The organism is Stenotrophomonas sp. C-A (assembly GCF_054030835.1).
In genome coordinates this window covers 3,004,272-3,022,819 of sequence record NZ_CM132916.1, presented here as the reverse complement: position 1 = coordinate 3,022,819, position 18,548 = coordinate 3,004,272, and the positions used below count along the sequence as shown (strand labels likewise).

Genomic DNA, 18,548 nt, shown 5'->3' with positions numbered 1-18,548 from the left:
GCCACATCGGTATACTCAGGGCGTCACACCCGTTCCACGGGCATCGATCCCAGCAGGATCAATGACTTGGAGGGTAAACGCAGGCCGCTTGCCGGCCCCAGTCCGGAACCCCTATGCGTCTTTCCACGATCAAGCTGTCCGGCTTCAAGTCGTTCGTCGATCCGACCACTCTGCACCTGCCGACCAACATGACCGGCGTGGTGGGCCCTAATGGCTGCGGCAAGTCGAACATCATCGACGCCGTGCGCTGGGTCATGGGCGAGAGTTCGGCCAGTCGCCTGCGCGGCGACTCGCTGACCGACGTGATCTTCTCCGGGTCCAATGCGCGCAAGCCGGTCTCGCAGGCCACCGTCGAGCTGATCTTCGACAACTCCGACCACACGATTTCCGGCGAGTACGCCTCGTTCAACGAAATCTCGGTCAAGCGCACGGTCAGCCGCGACGGCACCAGCAACTATTACCTCAACGGCACCAAGTGCCGCCGCCGCGACATCACCGATCTGTTCCTCGGCACCGGCCTGGGCCCGCGCAGCTACTCGATCATCGAGCAGGGCATGATCAGCCAGATCATCGAGGCGCGCCCGGAAGACCTGCGCGTGTACCTGGAAGAGGCGGCCGGCATCTCCAAATACAAGGAGCGCCGCAAGGAGACCGAGACCCGCATCCGCCACACCCGCGAGAACCTGGACCGGCTGGGTGACCTGCGCGACGAGATCAGCAAGCAGCTCGAACACCTCAAGCGCCAGGCCAAGCAGGCCGAGCAGTACCAGGCGCTGCAGGAAGAGCGCCGGGTCAAGGATGCCGAGTGGAAGGCCCTGGAGTTCCGCGGGTTGGACGGTCGCCTGTCCAAGCTGCGCGAAGGGCTGTCGCAGGAAGAGACCAAGCTGCAGCAGCTGATCGCCGACCAGCGTGACGCCGAGGCCCGCATCGAGACCTCGCGCGTTCGACGCGAAGAGGCCGCCGACGCGCTCAACACCGCGCAGGCCGCGGTCTACCAGGTCGGCAGCACGCTGGCGCGCCTGGAGCAGCAGATCCAGCACCAGCGCGAGCTGTCGCAGCGCCTGCACAAGGCGCGCGACGAGACCCGCCAGGCGTTGGCCGAACTGGGCCAGCACATCAGCGGCGACGAGGCCAAGCTGATGGTGCTGCGCGAGGCGGTGGAGGCCGCCACCCCGCAGCTGGAAGAGCTGCAGGAAGAGAACGAGATCAAGCAGGAAAGCCTGCGCGAGGCCGAAGACCGGCTGGCCAGCTGGCAGCAGCGCTGGGAACAGCACACCTCGCAGAGTTCGGAGGCGTCGCGCGCCGGCGACGTCGAGCGCACGCGCGTGGATTACCTGGACAAGCAGATCCTCGACGCCGACCGGCGTCGCGAGGCGCTGGCCGCCGAACGCGCCGGCCTGGACGTGGATGCGCTGGAAGAAGCCTTCGAGCAGCTGCACCTGCAGCACGACACGCAGAAGACCGCGCTGGATGAATTGAGCGAAGACGTCGAGCTGCGCAAGCAGGGCGTGACCGCCGTGCAGGAGCAGCAGCGCAATGGCCAGAACGAACTGGCCGAACTGCGCAAGCAGGTCAACGGCCTGCGTGGCCGCCTGGCCTCGCTGGAAACCCTGCAGCAGGCCGCGCTGGGCCAGGAGCAGGGCGCGGCCGTGGCCTGGCTGAAGGCGCGTGGGCTGGATTCGGCGGCGCGCGTCGGTGAACGCCTGGATGTCGATGCCGGCTGGGAAAACGCGGTGGAAAGCGCGCTCGGCCAGTTGATCGAAGGCGTGCTGGTTGATGATCCGGCCAGCCTGGTCGACGTGCTGGGCGAACTGGGCGAGGGCCACATTGCGCTGGTCGCCAACGGGGGGGGCGACGTCAAGGTTGCACCGACCTCGCTGGCCGCCCGCGTGCGTGGCCCGGCAGCGATCCGTCGCCTGCTGGCGCACCTGCACGGTGCCAAGGATCTGGCCGAAGCCAAGGCGCTTCAGGTCGGCCTGCCGGAAGGCGATTCGATCATCACCCAGGGCGGTGAGCGCTTGGGCGAGGGCTGGCTGCGCGTCTCGCGTTCCGGTGCGGCCCAGCAGGGCGCGCTGCTGCGCGAACGTGAGATCAACGAACTGCGTGAGCAGATCGAGCAGCTGCAGGACCGCGAGGCCGAGCTGGAGGAACAGCTGGCAGGCTTCCGCGAGCAGTTGCAGGCCGCCGAACAGCAGCGCGAAGACGCGCAGCGTGCGCTGTACCAGGCCCATCGTGCGGTATCCGAACTGGCAGGCCAGCTGCAGGGCCAGCAGGGCAAGGTGGAGGCCGCACGCACGCGCATCGACCGCATCGAAGGCGAGCTGAAGCAGCTGCAGGATACGCTGGAGGCCAACAACGAACAGGCGCGTGAAGCGCGTTCGCGATTGGAGAACGCGGTCAGCAGCATGGGGGACCTGGAATCGACCCGACAGCGGCTGGAGGGCGAGCGCCGCCAGCTGACCGAGGCCCGTGACCTGGCCCGCGACGCTGCACGCGCGGTGCGCGAGCGGTCGCACTCGCTGGCCCTGACCCTGGAATCACAGCGGGCGCAGCTTGCTTCACTGAGCCAGGCGCTGGAGCGCATGGGTACCCAACGCGGGCAGCTGGATTCGCGCCTGGGCGAACTGCATTCGCAGCTTGACGAAGGTGATTCGCCGGTGGAATCGCTGCAGGCTGAGCACCAGAACGCGCTGGAAGAGCGCGTGCGGGCCGATCGCGTGCTGACCGAGGCGCGCACGCTGCTGGACGGCATCGACGCCGAGCTGCGCAATTACGAACAGACCCGCCACCAGCGCGACGAACAGGCATTGGCCCAGCGTGAGCGCATCTCGCAGCGCAAGCTGGACCAGCAGGCGCTGGTGCTCAGCGCGGAGACCCTGCAGGGGGCGGTGGAGAAGGCCGGGTTCGTGCTGCAGGACGTGCTCAACGCACTGCCCGAGGACGCCCGCCTGGGCGACTGGGAGCAGGCCGTGCACCAGATCGATGGCCGCATGCGCCGGCTGGAGCCGGTCAACCTGGCCGCCATCCACGAGTACGGCGAGGCCTCGCAGCGCTCAGACTACCTGGATTCGCAGCACACCGACCTGACCACCGCGCTGGAAACCCTGGAAGATGCGATCCGCAAGATCGACCGCGAGACCCGCGGTCGTTTCAAGGACACCTTCGATCGTGTCAACGCTGGCGTGCAGGCACTGTACCCGCGCCTGTTCGGTGGCGGCCACGCCTACCTGGAACTGACCGGTGAAGACCTGCTCGACACCGGTGTGACCATCATGGCGCGTCCGCCGGGCAAGCGCGTGTCCAGCATCTCGCTGCTGTCCGGCGGCGAAAAGGCAATGACCGCGGTGGCGCTGGTGTTCGCCATCTTCCAGCTGAATCCCGCGCCGTTCTGCCTGCTGGACGAGGTGGACGCGCCGCTGGACGAAGCCAACGTCGGCCGCCTGGCCAACATGGTCAAGGAAATGAGCGAAAAGGTGCAGTTCCTGTTCGTCAGCCATAACAAGGCGACGATGGAGGCCGCGCACCAGTTGTCGGGCGTGACCATGCGCGAGCCGGGCGTCAGCCGCCTGGTCAGCGTGGACCTGGAAGAAGCCGCGCGATTGGCGGGCGCGGCCTGACGTGCCATCCTAGTTACCTGAATGAACTAGCCGGAGAACCTATCGAATGTCCGACACGGCACTGTTGCGCATCGGCATCCTGGCCGCCGGCCTGCTGTTGATCGCCGCGATCTTCCTGTTTGGCCGTCCGAAAAAGAAGCCCCAGGGCCGCCGCGTGGAAGGCGCGGAACCGAACAGCGGCGAGCGCCGCGAGCCGGTGCTGGGCGAAGATGGCGTCACCGTGGCCGATGGCCGCGTCGAACCGGGCATGGGCACGGAAGGCGAGCAGGCCGAACTCGGCCTGGGCGAAACCGACCCGGGCGCCAGCGACCTTGGCAAGCGCGCCACCCAGGATTTCGACAAGATCGTCTCGCTGTTCGTGGCCGCCCGCGCCGGCGAACAGCTGCGTGGCGAAGACATCGTGGTGGCGGCCGAAAAGACCGGCCTGGTGTTCGGCCACATGAACGTGTTCCACCGCCTGGTGGAAGGCCACCCCGAGCGCGGCCCGATCTTCTCGATGGCCAGCATCATGAAGCCGGGCAGCTTCGACATGGCCAACATCCGTGCCATGGAGACCCCGGCCATCGCCTTCTTCCTGACCCTGCCGGCGCCGCTGACCGCGCTGGACGCCTGGGAGAAGATGCTGCCGACCGTGCAGCGCATGGCCGAGCTGCTCGATGGCGTGGTGCTGGATGACAGCCGCAACGCCCTGGGCCGCCAGCGCATCGCGCACATCCGTGACGAGCTGCGCGCCTACGACCGTCAGCATCAGGCGCCGCCGCTGACCAAGACTCCGCGCTGGTAAATGCATTTTTTCGGTGTGCCGACCAACGGTCGGCACCCACCGTCGGCAACCTCCGGTAGATCCACGCCGTGCGTGGATGTGGTCTACGCCGGTACGCCGGCCACCTTGGCGAACGCGCGGCGGAATGCCGCCATTTCTTCCTCGGAACCCACGGTCACGCGCACGCGCTGTGGCCAGATCGGCCAGCTGCGCCCGATGACCACGCCGTTGTCTGCCATCGCCTTGGCAAAGGCAGCGCCGTCGCGCTGCACATCCACCACGAAGCAGTTCGCTTCCGACGGCACGCAGCTGAAACCACGCTTGCCCAGCCACGCGATGGTGGCCTGCCGGACCTTGGCATTCTGCTGGCGCCGCTGTGGGATCAGCTGCGGGTCGCGCAGGCTGGCCAGTGCAGCGGCCAGTGCCGGCACGGGCAGCGGGTTGTCGCCCAGGCTGGCCAGTTCGCGCAGGCGGTCGGGATGCGCGGCCGCCACGCCCAGGCGCAGGCCGGCCATGCCATAAAGCTTGGAGAACGTGCGCAACACGATCAGGTCATCGCGCTGCGCCACCTGCGCGATCAGGCTCGGCTGCTCGCTGTACTGCAGGTAGGCCTCGTCCAGCAGCACGCGGGTGGAGGCGGGCTTGTGGGCCAGCAGCCAGGCAAGCTCATCCGGTGGGCTGATCGAGCCGGTCGGGTTGTTCGGGTTGCACACATACAGCAGCCCGGTCGGCCGTGCATGCGCGGCGGCGACCATTGCACGCAGGTCATGTGCGCCGTCGTCGCGCAGCGGCACTTTCTGCACGTCCGCACTGTGTGCGGCGGCGACCTCGCCCAGCGTCTCGAAGGTCGGGTCTGCCACCACCAGTCCTGCCTGCGGGCCGGTCCATAGCACGGCGGCACGGTTCAGCGGTTCGCTGGAACCCGGATAGAGTCGCACGTGATCGGCGGGAATACGCGCCTGTTCGATGAAGGCGTCGCGCACCTGTCCGGCCAGTGCGAAACGGTAGCGGCCGCAACCGGCGATGCTGTCGCGCGCGGCCTGCTGGGCAGCGGGCGAGGGGCCGTAGGGGCATTCGTTGAAATTCAGCAGCACCGCACCTTCGGCGGGGGCGGGGGCGGCGGCTGTCGCGGGTTGGGCATGGCCGAGCCGCGGCAGTCCGCTGCCGGCCACGGTGAGGCCAGCACCGGCCAGTTGCAGGAAGCGTCGACGGGAAGCGGGCAGGGGCACGGGCAGGATTCCGAAGGGCAGACCGTCGCACGCTAGCGCCGGTGAGGGTGGGCGGCAAGCTGCATTTGTAGCGTCGAGCCGTGCTCGACTACAGACGTGCCAACCAAGGTTGGCACCTACCGGAACGAGGGAGACGGTTGGCACCTACCGGAACGAGGGAGACGGTTGGGACCTACCGGAACGAGGGAGACGGGTGGCACCTGCCGGAGCGAGGGAGCGCCAGTCGAGCAAGCTCAACGCTACAAAGGCGGGGCCGTTACCGGGCCTGACGGCCGGGCGCGGTAGAATCCCCGGCCATCCCAGAACCACCGGATCCCGATGAGCCCCAGCCCCGCCGAACGCGCCGAAGACCTCCGCCGGCAGATCGCCCAGGCCAACCGCGCCTACCACGAGCTGGACGCGCCGGAGATCCCTGACGTCGACTACGACCGGATGGTGCGCGAGCTGGAAGCGCTGGAGCGCGAGCACCCGGAACTGGCCCGTGCCGACAGCCCGACCCAGCAGGTCGGTGCGCGGCCCTCCGGCCGTTTCCCGGAAGTGCGCCACGCGGTACCGATGTTGTCGCTGTCCAATGCCTTCAGCGATGAAGAAGTGGCCGATTTCGTGCGCCGCATCGATGAGCGCCTGGGTCGTCGCAGCCTGCGGTTCTCGGCCGAGCCGAAGATGGACGGCCTGGCAATCAGCCTGCGCTACGAGGAGGGTCATTTCGTGCTCGGCGCGACCCGTGGCGATGGCAGTACCGGCGAGGACGTGACCGCCAACCTGCGCGAGATCGGTGACATTCCCAAGCGGCTGCACGGCAAGGACTGGCCGGATGTGCTGGAGGTACGCGGCGAGGTCTACATGGCGCGTGCCGATTTCGAGGCCTACAACGAACGTGCCCGCCAGCACGGTGGCAAGGTGCTGGCCAATCCGCGCAACGCCGCGGCCGGCTCGCTGCGCCAGCTCGATCCGAAGATCAGTGCGCAGCGCAGGCTGAGTTTCTTCGCCTACGGCACCGGCGAAGTGCAGGGCGGTGAACTGCCGGACACCCATTCTGGCACCCTGGCCCAGCTCGGTACCTGGGGCTTTCCGGTCAGTGAGCTGTGCAAGGTGGTGGAAGGCACCGACGGCCTGCTCGGCTACTACCGCGACATCGGTGAGCGCCGTGATGGCCTGCCGTTCGATATCGATGGCGTGGTCTACAAGCTCGATGACCGTGCGGGCCAGCAGGCGATGGGCTTCGTTTCGCGCGCGCCGCGCTGGGCCATCGCGCACAAGTTCCCGGCGCAGGAACAGAGCACCACGGTGGAGGCGATCGAGATCCAGATCGGCCGCACCGGTGCCGCCACCCCGGTCGCGCGCCTGGCGCCGGTGGCGGTGGCCGGCGTGATCGTGTCCAACGCCACGCTGCACAACGCCGACCAGATCGCACGCCTGGATGTGCGGGTGGGCGACAGCGTGATCGTGCGCCGCGCCGGCGATGTGATTCCGGAAGTGGTCAGCGTCATTCTCGACCGCCGCCCGCAGGGCACTACGCCGTGGCAGATGCCGACGCGCTGCCCGGTGTGCGGCTCGGAAATCGTGCGCGAGGAAGGTGCCGCCGCGTGGCGCTGTTCGGGTGAGCTGTCCTGCCCTGCGCAGCGCAAGGAGGCCATTGCCCATTTCGCCTCGCGTCGCGCGATGGACATCGATGGCCTGGGTGACAAGTACATCGAAACCCTGGTCGACGCCGGCATCGTCAAGAGCGTGGCCGACCTGTACCGGCTCAACCGTGACCAGCTGCTGCACCTGAAACTGGTACTGGACGCCGAGGATCCGTCAGCACTGGCCGCTGCGCTGAAGCTGCATCTGCCCGCCGAGGGCAGTGGTGCGGTGCTCAATGCGGTGCTCAAGCTGGATGGCAACGATCCGGGCTGGCGCGCGCAGGCGCTGGTGCAGCCGGCCAGCTTCGAATGGAACACGAAGAAGATCGCCACCAAGTGGGCCGACAACCTGATCGCGGCGATCGACGCCAGCCGTGCTGCCACGCTGGAGCGCCTACTGTTCGCGCTCGGCATCGAGCATGTGGGCGAAAGCACGGCCAAGGCGCTGGCGCAGTGGTTTGGTGACCTGGAGCTGATCCGCCATCTGCCGTGGCCGTTGTTCAAGCGTGTGCCGGACATCGGTGGCGAAGTGGCGCGCTCGCTCGGCCATTTCTTCGAGCAGCAGGGCAACCAGCAGGCCATCGATGACCTGTTGCTGGTTGGCCAGGTGCGCATCAGCGACGTGCATGCGCCCAGCGCCAAGCTGCGCGAGGGTCTGGATCTGGCGCAGCTGCTGGTCGAGTCGGAAATTCCCGGCATCACGCGCCTGCGTGCGGAAAAGCTGGTGGCCGCGCTTCCCGGTGCGCAGGCGGTGCTCGACGCCGAGCATGGCCAGTTCGTCAACGCTGGCCTGCCCGACGATACCGCGCGTGGCCTGGCCGCGTGGCTGGATGCCGAAGGCCATGGCGCGATGCTGCTGGCGGCCGAGAAGGCGATGCAGCAGATCCTGGCCAAGGCGCCGGCGCTGGCCGAGATTGTGGCCGGCCCATTGGACGGGCAGACCGTGGTGCTGACCGGCACCCTGGCCCAGCTTACCCGCGATGCCGCCAAGGAGCGCCTGGAGGCCCTCGGCGCGAAGGTCTCAGGCAGCGTGTCGAAGAAGACCAGCTTCGTGGTGGCCGGTACCGAAGCCGGTTCCAAGCTGGACAAGGCGCAATCGCTGGGCGTGCCGGTGTGGGACGAAGACCGCCTGCTGGCCTACCTTGCCGAACACGAATGATGACCCCGCCGGGGCCTCGCGCCCGGCATGAAAGACAAAGGAACACCGATGCAGACCGCCCCGCTGGATTTCCGCCTGGCCACCCGAGCTGACGAGGAGCAGTTGATCGCGTTGATGCGCGAGTTCTACGCCGAAGACAGGATCGACTTCGATGACGCGCGCGTGCGTCGCGGTGTGGATGCGCTGCTGGCTGACCCGCGCAATGGCGAAGTGCTGCTGTGGCTGGACGAGGCGGGCGAGGTGGTCGGCTACGCAGTGATCGCGATGGGCTTCAGCCTGGAGCAGGGCGGCCACTTCATGCTGCTGGACGAGCTGTACCTGAGCCATCGCGCGCGCGGTCGTGGCCGCGGCAAGCAGGCGCTGGCCATCTGCGAACAGCGCGCTCGCGGGCGTGGCGTCAGCCGCCTGCGCCTGGAAGTGAACCACCACAACGAACTGGCCCGGCGCCTGTACCTGGCCAGCGGCTACATCGATGACACCCGCGATCTGCTGACCCTGCCGCTGGATCACCCGCGCCCGGAGGGCATCCTGTGAGCGAGGCCCTGCTGCGCGTGCTGCAGCAGCGCGCCGCGCTCAATGCGCTGGTGCGCCGCTTCTTCGCCGAGCGCGATGTGCTGGAGGTGGAGACGCCGATCCTGTCGGTGGCCGGCAACACCGAGCCGAACATCGACAGCTTCCATACCGATTTCACCGGCCATGTCGATGCCGGCGGACGCCGCCGCTGGCTGCGCACCTCGCCGGAGTATCCGCTCAAGCGCCTGCTGGCGGCGGGTGTGGGTGACTGTTACGAACTGGGCCGGGTGTTCCGCAATGGCGAGGCGGGCGGCCGCCACAATCCGGAGTTCACCATGCTGGAGTGGTACCGGGTCGGTTGGGACCACCATCGCCTGGTGCAGGAAACCGCCGAGCTGGTTGGCCAGGCGCTGGCCCTGGTCGGGCGCAGTGCGACGCTGCGTGTGCTCAGCTACCGCGAGCTGTTCCAGCAACATGTGGGCGTGGATCCGTTCGATGCTGATGAGGCCGCGCTGCGTGCCGCGCTGGGCGAGGTGCACATCGATCCGGTCGGGCTGACCCGCGATGACTGGCTGGACCTGTTGATGACCCATCGCATCCAGCCGCACTTCGATGACACAGTGATGACCGTGGTCCATGACTGGCCCGCCAGCCAGGCGGCACTGGCACGCATCCGTGCCGGCGCGCCGCCGCTGGCGGAGCGTTTCGAGCTGTACCTGGGTGCAGTGGAACTGGCCAACGGCTATCACGAACTGAACGACGCCCACGAACAGCGTGTGCGATTCCAGCGCGACCTGCAGCGACGCCACGAGCGCGGCCAGGTGCAGCCGGTACTGGACGAAGCATTGCTGGCCGCATTGCCCTCGATGCCTGCCTGCGCCGGCGTGGCGGTGGGTGTCGATCGGTTGCTGATGGCGATGAACCGCACGCCGCGTATCGCCGATGTGCTGGCCTACGACTTCGCCCACGCGTGAGTGCGGTGCGCACGTTCCTGAACATCGAAGACTGAACGGAATTCCGCGTTTCTGCGCTTGCTTCGGTAAGCAGGATGATGCTCTTATCACGGCAGATGCCGGACACTGGCACGCAGTTCATCCATTCCTGCTGGGGAAGGCTTTGGTCAAGTGGTTTGCGGTTGTCGCTGCACCGGTGTACTCCATCGCGCTCTGGGGTGCCTGGCTGCCGTCATCGGCGTCGGCCCAGCAGGCGGGCTATGACGGCGAAGTGGTGACCTGCGAATCGCGCGACATGGGCTGGGTGCATTGCGATATCGACGTCAGCAATGGCATCGACCTTGTGCGCCAGCTGTCCAGCAACAGCTGCATCCGTGGCAGCGAGTGGGGCACCGACCGCAGTGGCGTGTGGGTCACCCTGGGCTGCCGGGCCGAGTTCCGTGCGCGTCGAGCGCAAGGTGCAGCGCCTGCGGCAACGGAAGGCAAGCGCCTGGTCCGCCGTGTGGTGCGCTGCGAATCCAATGGCCGCCCGCAGAGTTGCCCGGTGCGCCTGGACGGGGCGCCGGTGCGCCTGCTGCGCCAGCTCTCGGTGCTGCCGTGCCGCGAAGGGCAGGGTTGGGGCTACAAGCGCAATGAAGTCTGGACCAGCCGTGGTTGCCAGGGCGATTTCGAAGTGGCTGACGAGGACGGCCGTTTTGTCGACGTGCCACGCCGCCTGACCTGCGAGTCGAAGTCGAAGAAGCGGCGCTTCTGTGGCGCGAGTATTTCGGTTGGCGCCGTCGTCACCGAACAGTTGTCCAGCACCCCGTGCGAGGAAGGCAACACCTGGGGCTGGAACCGCAACGGGATCTGGGTGGACGGCGGCTGCCGCGCCGAATTCTCGGTGAATTGAGCCGGGGCAGGCTCCAACCACGCGGGGCGTGGCCCTACAATGGGGCCATGAACACTGCCTCCGACATCGACTACGCCCGTTACGACCATATCCGCCCGATCCTCTGGACCGGCGATGCCCTGCAACTGCTGGACCAGCGCAAGCTGCCGTTCGTGGTCGAGCACGTGGTCTGCCATGACATTGACGAGGTTGCCGCCGCCATCCACGCGCTGACCGTGCGTGGCGCGCCGGCCATCGGCATTGCCGCGGCCTGGGGCGTGGTGCTGGCCGCACGTGACGTGCAGGCCGCTGATGGCGCGCATGCGCTGCAGCAGCTGGAGCCGGCGCTGCAGCGCCTGAACGCGTCGCGCCCGACCGCCGTCAACCTGGCCTGGGCGCTGGCGCGCATGCGCCGTTGCCTGAATGCCGCCGGTGCCGACTGGAAGGCTCTGCTGGAAGCGGAGGCGCAGGCCATCGCCGAGGAAGACCTGGCGGCCAACCGCCACATGGGCGCGCTGGGCGCGGGCCTGATCGAGGCCGGTAGCGGCGTGCTGACCCATTGCAACACCGGCTCGCTGGCCACCGCCGGCTTCGGTACCGCGTTGGGCGTGATCCGTGCCGGCATGGCCCAGCACCGCATTGCCCGCGTGTTCGCCGGCGAGACCCGGCCGTGGCTGCAGGGCGCGCGCCTGACGGTGTGGGAGCTGCAGCAGGATGGCATCGACGCCACCCTGATTGCCGATTCGGCCGCCTCGCACCTGATGAAGACCGGTGCGGTGCAGTGGGTGATCGTGGGTGCGGACCGCATCTGCGCCAATGGTGATACCGCCAACAAGATCGGCACCTATCAGCTGGCCATCGCTGCCCGCCATCACGGGGTCAAGTTCATGGTGGTGGCGCCGTCCTCGACCGTGGACATGGAAACCGTGGACGGCAGCCAGATCGAGATCGAGCAGCGCGACCCGGGCGAGCTGTATGGCGTGGGCGGGACCCGCACCGTGGCCGAAGGCATTGCCGCCTGGAACCCGGTGTTCGACGTGACCCCGGGTGAACTTATCGACGCCATCGTGACCGAGCGCGGGGTGATCCTGAACCCGACCGCCGACAACATGCGCGCCGCCTTCGGCGGCTGAGGCGGGCAGGGTCGCGGATGTCTGTAGAGCCGAGCCCACGCTCGGCTCAGCCAGCGAATCCGCCGCAGCCGAGCATGGGCTCGGCTCTACAGGGGCGGTATGGGGCCCTAAGTTCCTGATTTGTGCCGGTAAAATCCCCGTAAAGGCAGGCGGAAAACGGCCTGTTGTGGTAGTATCCACAGGTTGAATCGAGGTTCCGGCGCGACCCCCTCCCGCAGAGGGCTGCGCCGGACTGGACCGCTACCAGACAACGGAACCCGAATGGCAGAAACCGCCAAGGAAATCATCCAGGTCAACCTGGAAGACGAGATGCGCAAGAGCTACCTCGATTACGCCATGAGCGTGATCGTGGGCCGTGCGCTCCCGGATGCGCGCGACGGCCTCAAGCCGGTGCATCGCCGCGTGCTGTTCGCGATGAACGAGTTGAACGCGCACAGCAACAAGCCCTACTTCAAGTCGGCGCGTATCGTCGGTGACGTCATCGGTAAGTACCACCCGCATGGCGATCAGTCGGTGTACGACACGCTGGTGCGCTTGGCACAGCCGTTCTCGCTGCGCTACATGCTGGTCGATGGCCAGGGTAACTTCGGTTCGGTCGACGGTGACTCTGCTGCGGCGATGCGATACACCGAGGCGCGCATGTCGCGCCTGGCGCATGAGCTGATGGCGGACATCGACAAGGAAACCGTCGATTTCCAGCCCAACTACGACGAAAAGGAACTGGAGCCGACGGTCATGCCGACCCGGTTCCCGAACCTGCTGGTCAATGGTTCGGCCGGTATCGCGGTGGGCATGGCGACCAACATCCCGCCGCACAACCTGACCGAGTCGATCAACGCCTGCATTGCGCTGATCGACAATCCGGAAATCGATGTCGACGGCCTGATGGAGTACATCCCGGGCCCGGATTTCCCGACTGCCGGCATCATCAATGGCACCGCCGGCATCGTCGCCGGCTATCGCACCGGCCGCGGCCGTGTGCGCATCCGTGCCAAGGCCGATATCGAAGTGGCCGACAACGGCCGCGAATCGATCATCGTCACCGAAATTCCTTACCAGGTGAACAAGGCGCGTCTGATCGAGAAGATCGCCGAGCTGGTCAAGGAAAAGAAGATTGAAGGCATCAGCGAGCTGCGCGATGAGTCCGACAAGGACGGCATGCGCATCTACATCGAGGTCAAGCGCGGTGAATCTGCCGAGGTTGTGCTGAACAACCTGTACCAGCAGACGCAGATGGAATCGGTGTTCGGCATCAACATGGTGGCGCTGGTCGATGGCCGCCCGCAGTTGATGAACCTCAAGCAGATGCTGGAAGCGTTCGTCCGCCACCGCCGCGAAGTGGTCACCCGTCGCACGGTGTTCGAGCTGCGCAAGGCGCGTGCCCGTGCCCACGTGCTGGAAGGCCTGACCGTCGCGCTGGCCAACATCGACGAGATGATCGAACTGATCAAGACCTCGCCGAACCCCGCCGAAGCCCGCGAGCGCATGCTCGCGCGCCTGTGGGAGCCGGGCCTGGTTGGTTCGATGCTGGGCGCCGCCGGTGCCGAAGCGTCGCGTCCGGATGACCTGCCCAAGGGCGTGGGCCTGATCGAGGGCGGCTACCAGCTGACCGAGATCCAGGCCACCCAGATCCTGGAAATGCGCCTGCACCGCCTGACCGGGCTGGAGCAGGACCGCCTGACCGAGGAATACAAGCAGCTGCTGGAAGTGATCGCCGGGCTGATCCACATCCTGGAAGATCCCGATCGCCTGCTGCAGGTGATCCGTGAAGAGCTGATCAGTGTCAGGGCCGAGTTCGGCGACGAACGTCGTACCGAAATCCGCCACAGCGAAGAAGACCTGGACATCCTCGACCTGATCGCGCCGGAAGACGTGGTGGTCACCGTGTCGCATGCCGGTTACGTGAAGCGCCAGCCGGTGAGCGTGTACCGCGCCCAGCGCCGTGGTGGTCGTGGCCGCAGTGCAGCGTCCACCAAGGAAGAGGATTTCATCGAACAGCTGTGGCTGGTCAACACGCACGACACGCTGCTGACCTTCACCAGTTCGGGCAAGGTGTTCTGGCTGCCGGTCTACCAGTTGCCCGAAGCCGGTTCCAACGCCCGCGGCCGTCCGATCATCAACTGGATCCCGCTGGAACCGGGCGAACGCGTGCAGGCCGTGCTGCCGGTGCGCGAGTACGCCGATGGCCAGTTCGTGTTCTTCGCCACGAAGAACGGTACGGTCAAGAAGACCCCGCTGGGCGAATTCGCCTTCCGTCTGGCGCGCGGCAAGATCGCGATCAACCTGGACGAGGGCGATGCGCTGGTTGGCGTCGGCCTGACCGACGGTGAGCGCGACATCCTGCTGTTCGCCTCCAACGGCAAGACCGTGCGCTTCGGCGAGGACAAGGTCCGCTCGATGGGCCGTACCGCGACCGGCGTGCGTGGCATCAAGATGCCGGCCGGCGAGGAAGTGGTCAGCCTGATCGTGGCCGAAAGTGCCGGTGGCATCGAGGACGAGAACGAGGACGACAACGGTGTCGAAGAAGCCGCCGCCAATGGCGATGCGGTGATCGACGGCGCCGACGACGCCAGCGTGCAGTACATCCTCACCGCCACCGAAAACGGCTATGGCAAGCGCACCCCGCTGCCGGACTACCCGCGCAAGGGCCGTGGTACGCAGGGGGTGATCGGCATCCAGACCACCGAACGCAACGGCAAGCTGGTCGCCGCGGTGCTGATGGGCTCCAGCGACGAAGTCCTGCTGATCTCCGATGGCGGCACCCTGGTGCGTACGCGTGGCTCGGAAATCAGCCGCGTCGGCCGCAACACCCAGGGCGTCACCCTGATCCGCCTGTCCAAGGACGAGAAGCTGCAGGCGGTGGAGCGCATGGATGCCTCGATCGACGAGGACGAGGATGAGGTGGCGGCTGCCGCCCCGGCCACGACCGACGGCGCCCCGGCTGCGGCCAGCAGCGAGGACGCCGCGCAGGAGTGATCCTGCCGCGAGCCTGAGGTACCCGACGACGCCGGCCCTGTGCCGGCGTCGTCGTATCCGGACGCCACACATACGCGCGCGCTTCACGCAGGCGGTGGGATAACGGCGCATGCTGCCCCCGGAGATCGACGATGTCCGCCACGCCGCAGTCCGCTCCTGTTCCCGTCCGTGCCTCCCGGCATCCCCTTGTCACCGTGCTGTCGCTGCTGCTGGTCGTGCTCGGCCTGGTCATCGGCGGGCTCGGTGCGTGGCTGCTCAGCCTGGGAGGCTCGGCGTACTACGCCATCGCTGGGCTCGGCCTGTTGGCCAGCGGCCTCCTGCTGTTCGGCAACCGTCGCGGCGGCGCGCTGCTGTACGCGCTGGTGTTTATCGGCACACTGCTGTGGACCTGGTGGGAGTCGGGCAGCGACTACTGGCGTTGGGTGCCGCGCCTGGGCCTCGTTACGGCCCTGGGCATCGTGGTGGCGCTGCTGGCACCAACCCTGCGCGAACCGGTGTCCAAGCGCCTCTCGCGTAGTGTGGCTGGCCTGCTGATGCTGGTGTTCGTCGCCGCGTTCGGCCTTGCGTTCGCGCCGCATGGTGAAGTGGACGGGCACCTGCCGTTCCCGGAAGGCGCGGTCAGCGCCGGACTGGAACCTACGCGCGATACCACGGGCCTGCAGCCGGCTGACCAGCCCGCCGAGGGCGACTGGCCGGCGTGGGGCCGCAGCAATGCGGGCACCCGCTATTCGCCGTTGCAGCAGATCACCCCGGCCAATGTGGCCACGCTGCAGCCGGCCTGGCAGTTCCGTACCGGCGATATGCCGAAGAAGCGCTGGGGCGCGGAAACGACGCCGCTGAAGATCGGCGATCGCCTGTACCTGTGCACCGCGCGCAACCGCCTGATCGCGCTTGATGCTGCCAGCGGCAAGGAACTGTGGCGTTTCGATCCAAAGGTGAAGGATGCTTCGATTCCCTATACCGCTGCCTGTCGTGGTGTGAGCTATTACGAGCAGCCCAGCACGCCGACTATTGCCGACGCGGCATTGGCCGATGTCGCCGCTGATCTGGCGCTGCCGGAACCGCCTCCCAGCGTCACCCGCAGCGCTGCACCGGGCAGTCGTCCGGCGTGCTGGGCGCGCATCATCGAAGGCACGCTGGACGGTCGCATCATCGCGGTGGACGCGGACAGCGGCCGTCCCTGCGCGAACTTCGGCAACAACGGCCAGGTCGACATCACCCTGGGCATGGGCGAGGTGCCACCGGGTTACGTGTCGATCAACTCGCCGCCGGCCATCGTGCGCGGCGTGATCGTGACCGGTCATCAGGTGCTGGACGGGCAGCGCCGCGATGCGCCCTCGGGCGTGATCCAGGCCTACGATGCCATCACCGGCAAGCTGCGCTGGGCATGGGACATGGACCAGCCCGAGCGCAGCGGCCTGCCGCCGCGCGAGCAGACCTATACGCGCGGCACGCCCAACATGTGGACCACCGCCACCGGTGATGAAGCACTGGGCCTGGTCTACCTGCCGCTGGGCAATTCCGCGGGCGACTACTGGAGTGGCTCGCGCACGGAGAACCAGAACCGCTATGCAACCTCGCTGGTGGCGATCGACGTGGCCACCGGCAAGCCGGTCTGGCATTTCCAGGCAGTGCGCAAGGATGTGTGGGACTACGACCTGGGTTCGCAGGCCAGCCTGATCGACTACCCGACGGCGGCGGGCAAGGTGCCGGCGATCCTGCTGCCGACCAAGCAGGGTGACATGTACATCCTCGATCGCCGCAACGGCCAGCTGCTGACCGCCGCCGAAGAGCGCAGGGTGCCGGTCGGCGGCGTCGAACCCGAGCAGCGTTCACCCACCCAGCTGTTTTCGCTGTACCACACGCTGCGTCGCGAACATGACCTGAGCGAGCGTGACATGTGGGGCATCACCCCGATCGACCAGCTGGTCTGCCGCATCCAGTTCCGCAAGGCGTACTACGAAGGTTTCTACACGCCGCCGAGCAGCGAGCGCCATTCCATCGAGTACCCCGGCTACAACGGCGGCTCGGACTGGGGCAGCGTGTCCATCGATACACGCCGCGGCGTGATCGTGGTCAACTACAACGACATGCCCAACTACAACCGGCTGGTGCCACGCGCCGAGGCCGACCGGCTGGGCTGGCTGCCGCGCGAGAAGATCCGGTTCGACAAGGGCGGTGCAGAAGGCGCGGGCGACCCGCAGGTGGGCACGCCGTACGGCATCCAGGTCAACGCTGGTTGGCGGCTGCCGTTCACCGGCCTGCTGTGCAAGCAGCCGCCCTATGGCGGTATCCGTGCCATCGACCTGCGTACCGGCAAGCTGCTGTGGGACCGTCCATTCGGCAGTGCGCGCGGCAACGGACCGTTCGGCATCCGCTCCGGCCTGCCGATCGAGATCGGCACGCCGAACAATGGCGGTTCGGTAGTCACCGCCAGCGGCCTGATCTTCATCGCTGCCGCCACCGATGACCTGCTGCGTGCCATCGATCTGAAGACCGGCAAGGAACTGTGGCATGCCAAGCTGCCCGCGGGCGGCCAGGCCAATCCGATGGTGTACGAGCAGGGCGGGCGCCAGTACGTGGTGATCATGGCTGGCGGCCACCATTTCATGGAAACCCCGAACGGCGATTACGTGATGGCGTTTGCGTTGCCGAGGTAACCGCAATGGGGGCGGCGGGCCGACCCCATTGCACGACACTGGATTACACCGTCACCACCACCTTGCCGATCTGCTCGTTTGATTCCAGGTAACGGTGTGCCTCCTGGATCTGCGCAAACGGGAATACCTTGGCAATCTTCGGTGCGAGCGTGCCCTTGTCCAGTCCGTCGACAATGAAGGCCTTGGCACGCGCCAGCGCGGCATCGTCGGAGACGATTTCCGAGTACAGATAGCCCTTCAGCGTCAGCGACTTGCCCAGCACGTTGAACAACGGGAACGGCGTGGGTTCGCTGCTCAGCGCGCCGTATTCCAGCAGGATGCCGCCACGGGCCATCGCTTCGGTCAGCGGCACGAACTGCGGGCCACCGATCGGATCGAACACCACACGGGCACCGGCACCGCCGGTGATGCGCGCCACTTCGGTCACCAGATCCTGCTCCTGGGTGGCGATGACGTGGGCGGCACCGGCATCGAGCAGGGCCTGGCGCTTGCCCGGGCCACGGGTGACCGCGATCGGCGTGGCGCCTACTGCATTGGCGATCTGGATGGCGGCCAGGCCGACGCTGCTGCTGGCGGCGGTGATGATGACGAAATCCCCGGCGGCCAGATGAGCCTGTTCCAGCAGCGCGCCCCAGGCGGTGACGTACTGCATCCACACCGCGGCCGCCGTTTCAAAGTCCAACGCCTGCGGGTGCTTGACCACCAGTCGTGCCGGCACGTTGGCCAGCTCGCCATAGGTGCCCCAGCGCGCGATGTCCAGCGGCGGTATCACGCTGACCGCATCGCCAGCAGTGAAGCCGCTCACCGCACTGCCGACCGCTTCGACAACGCCCGCCGCTTCATAGCCCAGCCGGCTGGGGAATTGCGCTTCCTGCAGATAGGCGCCGTTGCGGAACATCACCTCGGCGCGGTTCAGGCCGATCGCCCTCACCCGGATCTGGACTTCGTCGGCGGCGGGGGCGGGAACGTCGATATCGTCGATGCGCAGCACATCGGCGGTGCCATATTCGTGGATGCGGACAACCTGGCTCATGGGGGACTCCGAGGAA

At 67.2% G+C, this 18,548-nt stretch carries 11 protein-coding genes; 9 read left to right on the top strand and 2 right to left on the bottom strand.

Annotated elements, in window-relative coordinates:
• The first annotated feature begins 113 nt into the window (after positions 1-113).
• Together smc and zipA are read left to right on the top strand one after the other, a co-directional pair.
• Positions 114-3,617 carry a chromosome segregation protein SMC gene (gene smc, locus ACW5IY_RS14240; RefSeq protein ID WP_049436743.1) on the top strand — a complete coding sequence of 1,168 codons (3,504 nt, stop codon included), beginning with the start codon at positions 114-116 and terminating at the stop codon, positions 3,615-3,617.
• 46 nt (positions 3,618-3,663) lie between these two features.
• Complete coding sequence (zipA, locus tag ACW5IY_RS14235; protein ID WP_049436742.1) at positions 3,664-4,401, top strand: cell division protein ZipA; 738 nt, start codon at positions 3,664-3,666, stop codon at positions 4,399-4,401.
• An 83-nt stretch (positions 4,402-4,484) separates the two neighbouring features.
• Here zipA and ACW5IY_RS14230 read toward each other — a convergent pair whose 3' ends face one another.
• On the bottom strand, positions 4,485-5,609 hold the full coding sequence (locus tag ACW5IY_RS14230) for a pyridoxal phosphate-dependent aminotransferase (protein ID WP_049436741.1): 1,125 nt from the start codon (positions 5,607-5,609) through the stop codon (positions 4,485-4,487).
• Positions 5,610-5,921: 312 nt separating this feature from the next.
• Between ACW5IY_RS14230 and ligA the strand changes: the two genes are divergently transcribed.
• The 7 genes from ligA (at position 5,922) to ACW5IY_RS14195 (ending at position 17,499) form a co-directional block, all read left to right on the top strand.
• Entirely contained in the window at positions 5,922-8,393 is a 2,472-nt protein-coding gene (ligA, locus tag ACW5IY_RS14225) for an NAD-dependent DNA ligase LigA (RefSeq protein WP_192840220.1), read from the top strand.
• 48 nt (positions 8,394-8,441) lie between these two features.
• Positions 8,442-8,927, top strand: a complete 486-nt coding sequence (locus ACW5IY_RS14220) for a GNAT family N-acetyltransferase (RefSeq protein WP_049436739.1) — start codon at positions 8,442-8,444, stop codon at positions 8,925-8,927.
• A complete protein-coding gene (epmA, locus tag ACW5IY_RS14215; protein ID WP_049436738.1) occupies positions 8,924-9,880 on the top strand; it encodes an EF-P lysine aminoacylase EpmA in 957 nt (318 codons plus the stop codon). Before ACW5IY_RS14220 ends, epmA begins: the two co-directional genes overlap by 4 nt.
• Positions 9,881-10,022: 142 nt before the next feature.
• Positions 10,023-10,751, top strand: a complete 729-nt coding sequence (locus ACW5IY_RS14210; RefSeq protein WP_010480486.1) for a DUF3011 domain-containing protein — start codon at positions 10,023-10,025, stop codon at positions 10,749-10,751.
• A gap of 47 nt (positions 10,752-10,798) precedes the next feature.
• Positions 10,799-11,863: an S-methyl-5-thioribose-1-phosphate isomerase gene (gene mtnA, locus ACW5IY_RS14205; RefSeq protein WP_049436737.1), complete on the top strand. Its 1,065-nt coding sequence runs from the start codon at positions 10,799-10,801 to the stop codon at positions 11,861-11,863.
• A gap of 261 nt (positions 11,864-12,124) precedes the next feature.
• Positions 12,125-14,839 (top strand): DNA gyrase subunit A, encoded by a 2,715-nt coding sequence (gene gyrA, locus ACW5IY_RS14200; RefSeq protein ID WP_049436736.1) that lies wholly within the window; start codon positions 12,125-12,127, stop codon positions 14,837-14,839.
• Positions 14,840-14,970: 131 nt separating this feature from the next.
• Entirely contained in the window at positions 14,971-17,499 is a 2,529-nt protein-coding gene (locus ACW5IY_RS14195) for a membrane-bound PQQ-dependent dehydrogenase, glucose/quinate/shikimate family (protein ID WP_197638503.1), read from the top strand.
• 43 nt (positions 17,500-17,542) lie between these two features.
• Here ACW5IY_RS14195 and ACW5IY_RS14190 read toward each other — a convergent pair whose 3' ends face one another.
• Complete coding sequence (locus ACW5IY_RS14190) at positions 17,543-18,532, bottom strand: zinc-dependent alcohol dehydrogenase family protein (RefSeq protein WP_049436734.1); 990 nt, start codon at positions 18,530-18,532, stop codon at positions 17,543-17,545.
• Positions 18,533-18,548 lie beyond the last annotated feature (16 nt).

Excerpts from the sequence above, each read along its gene's own strand:
- ACW5IY_RS14220 (WP_049436739.1), top strand. The coding sequence starts at position 8,442 with ATGCAGACCGCCCCGCTGGATTTCCGCCTGGCCACCCGAGCTGACGAG.
- zipA (WP_049436742.1), top strand. The coding sequence starts at position 3,664 with ATGTCCGACACGGCACTGTTGCGCATCGGCATCCTGGCCGCCGGCCTG.
- smc (WP_049436743.1), top strand. The coding sequence starts at position 114 with ATGCGTCTTTCCACGATCAAGCTGTCCGGCTTCAAGTCGTTCGTCGAT.
- ACW5IY_RS14195 (WP_197638503.1), top strand. The coding sequence starts at position 14,971 with ATGTCCGCCACGCCGCAGTCCGCTCCTGTTCCCGTCCGTGCCTCCCGG.
- gyrA (WP_049436736.1), top strand. The coding sequence starts at position 12,125 with ATGGCAGAAACCGCCAAGGAAATCATCCAGGTCAACCTGGAAGACGAG.
- ACW5IY_RS14190 (WP_049436734.1), bottom strand. The coding sequence starts at position 18,532 with ATGAGCCAGGTTGTCCGCATCCACGAATATGGCACCGCCGATGTGCTG.
- mtnA (WP_049436737.1), top strand. The coding sequence starts at position 10,799 with ATGAACACTGCCTCCGACATCGACTACGCCCGTTACGACCATATCCGC.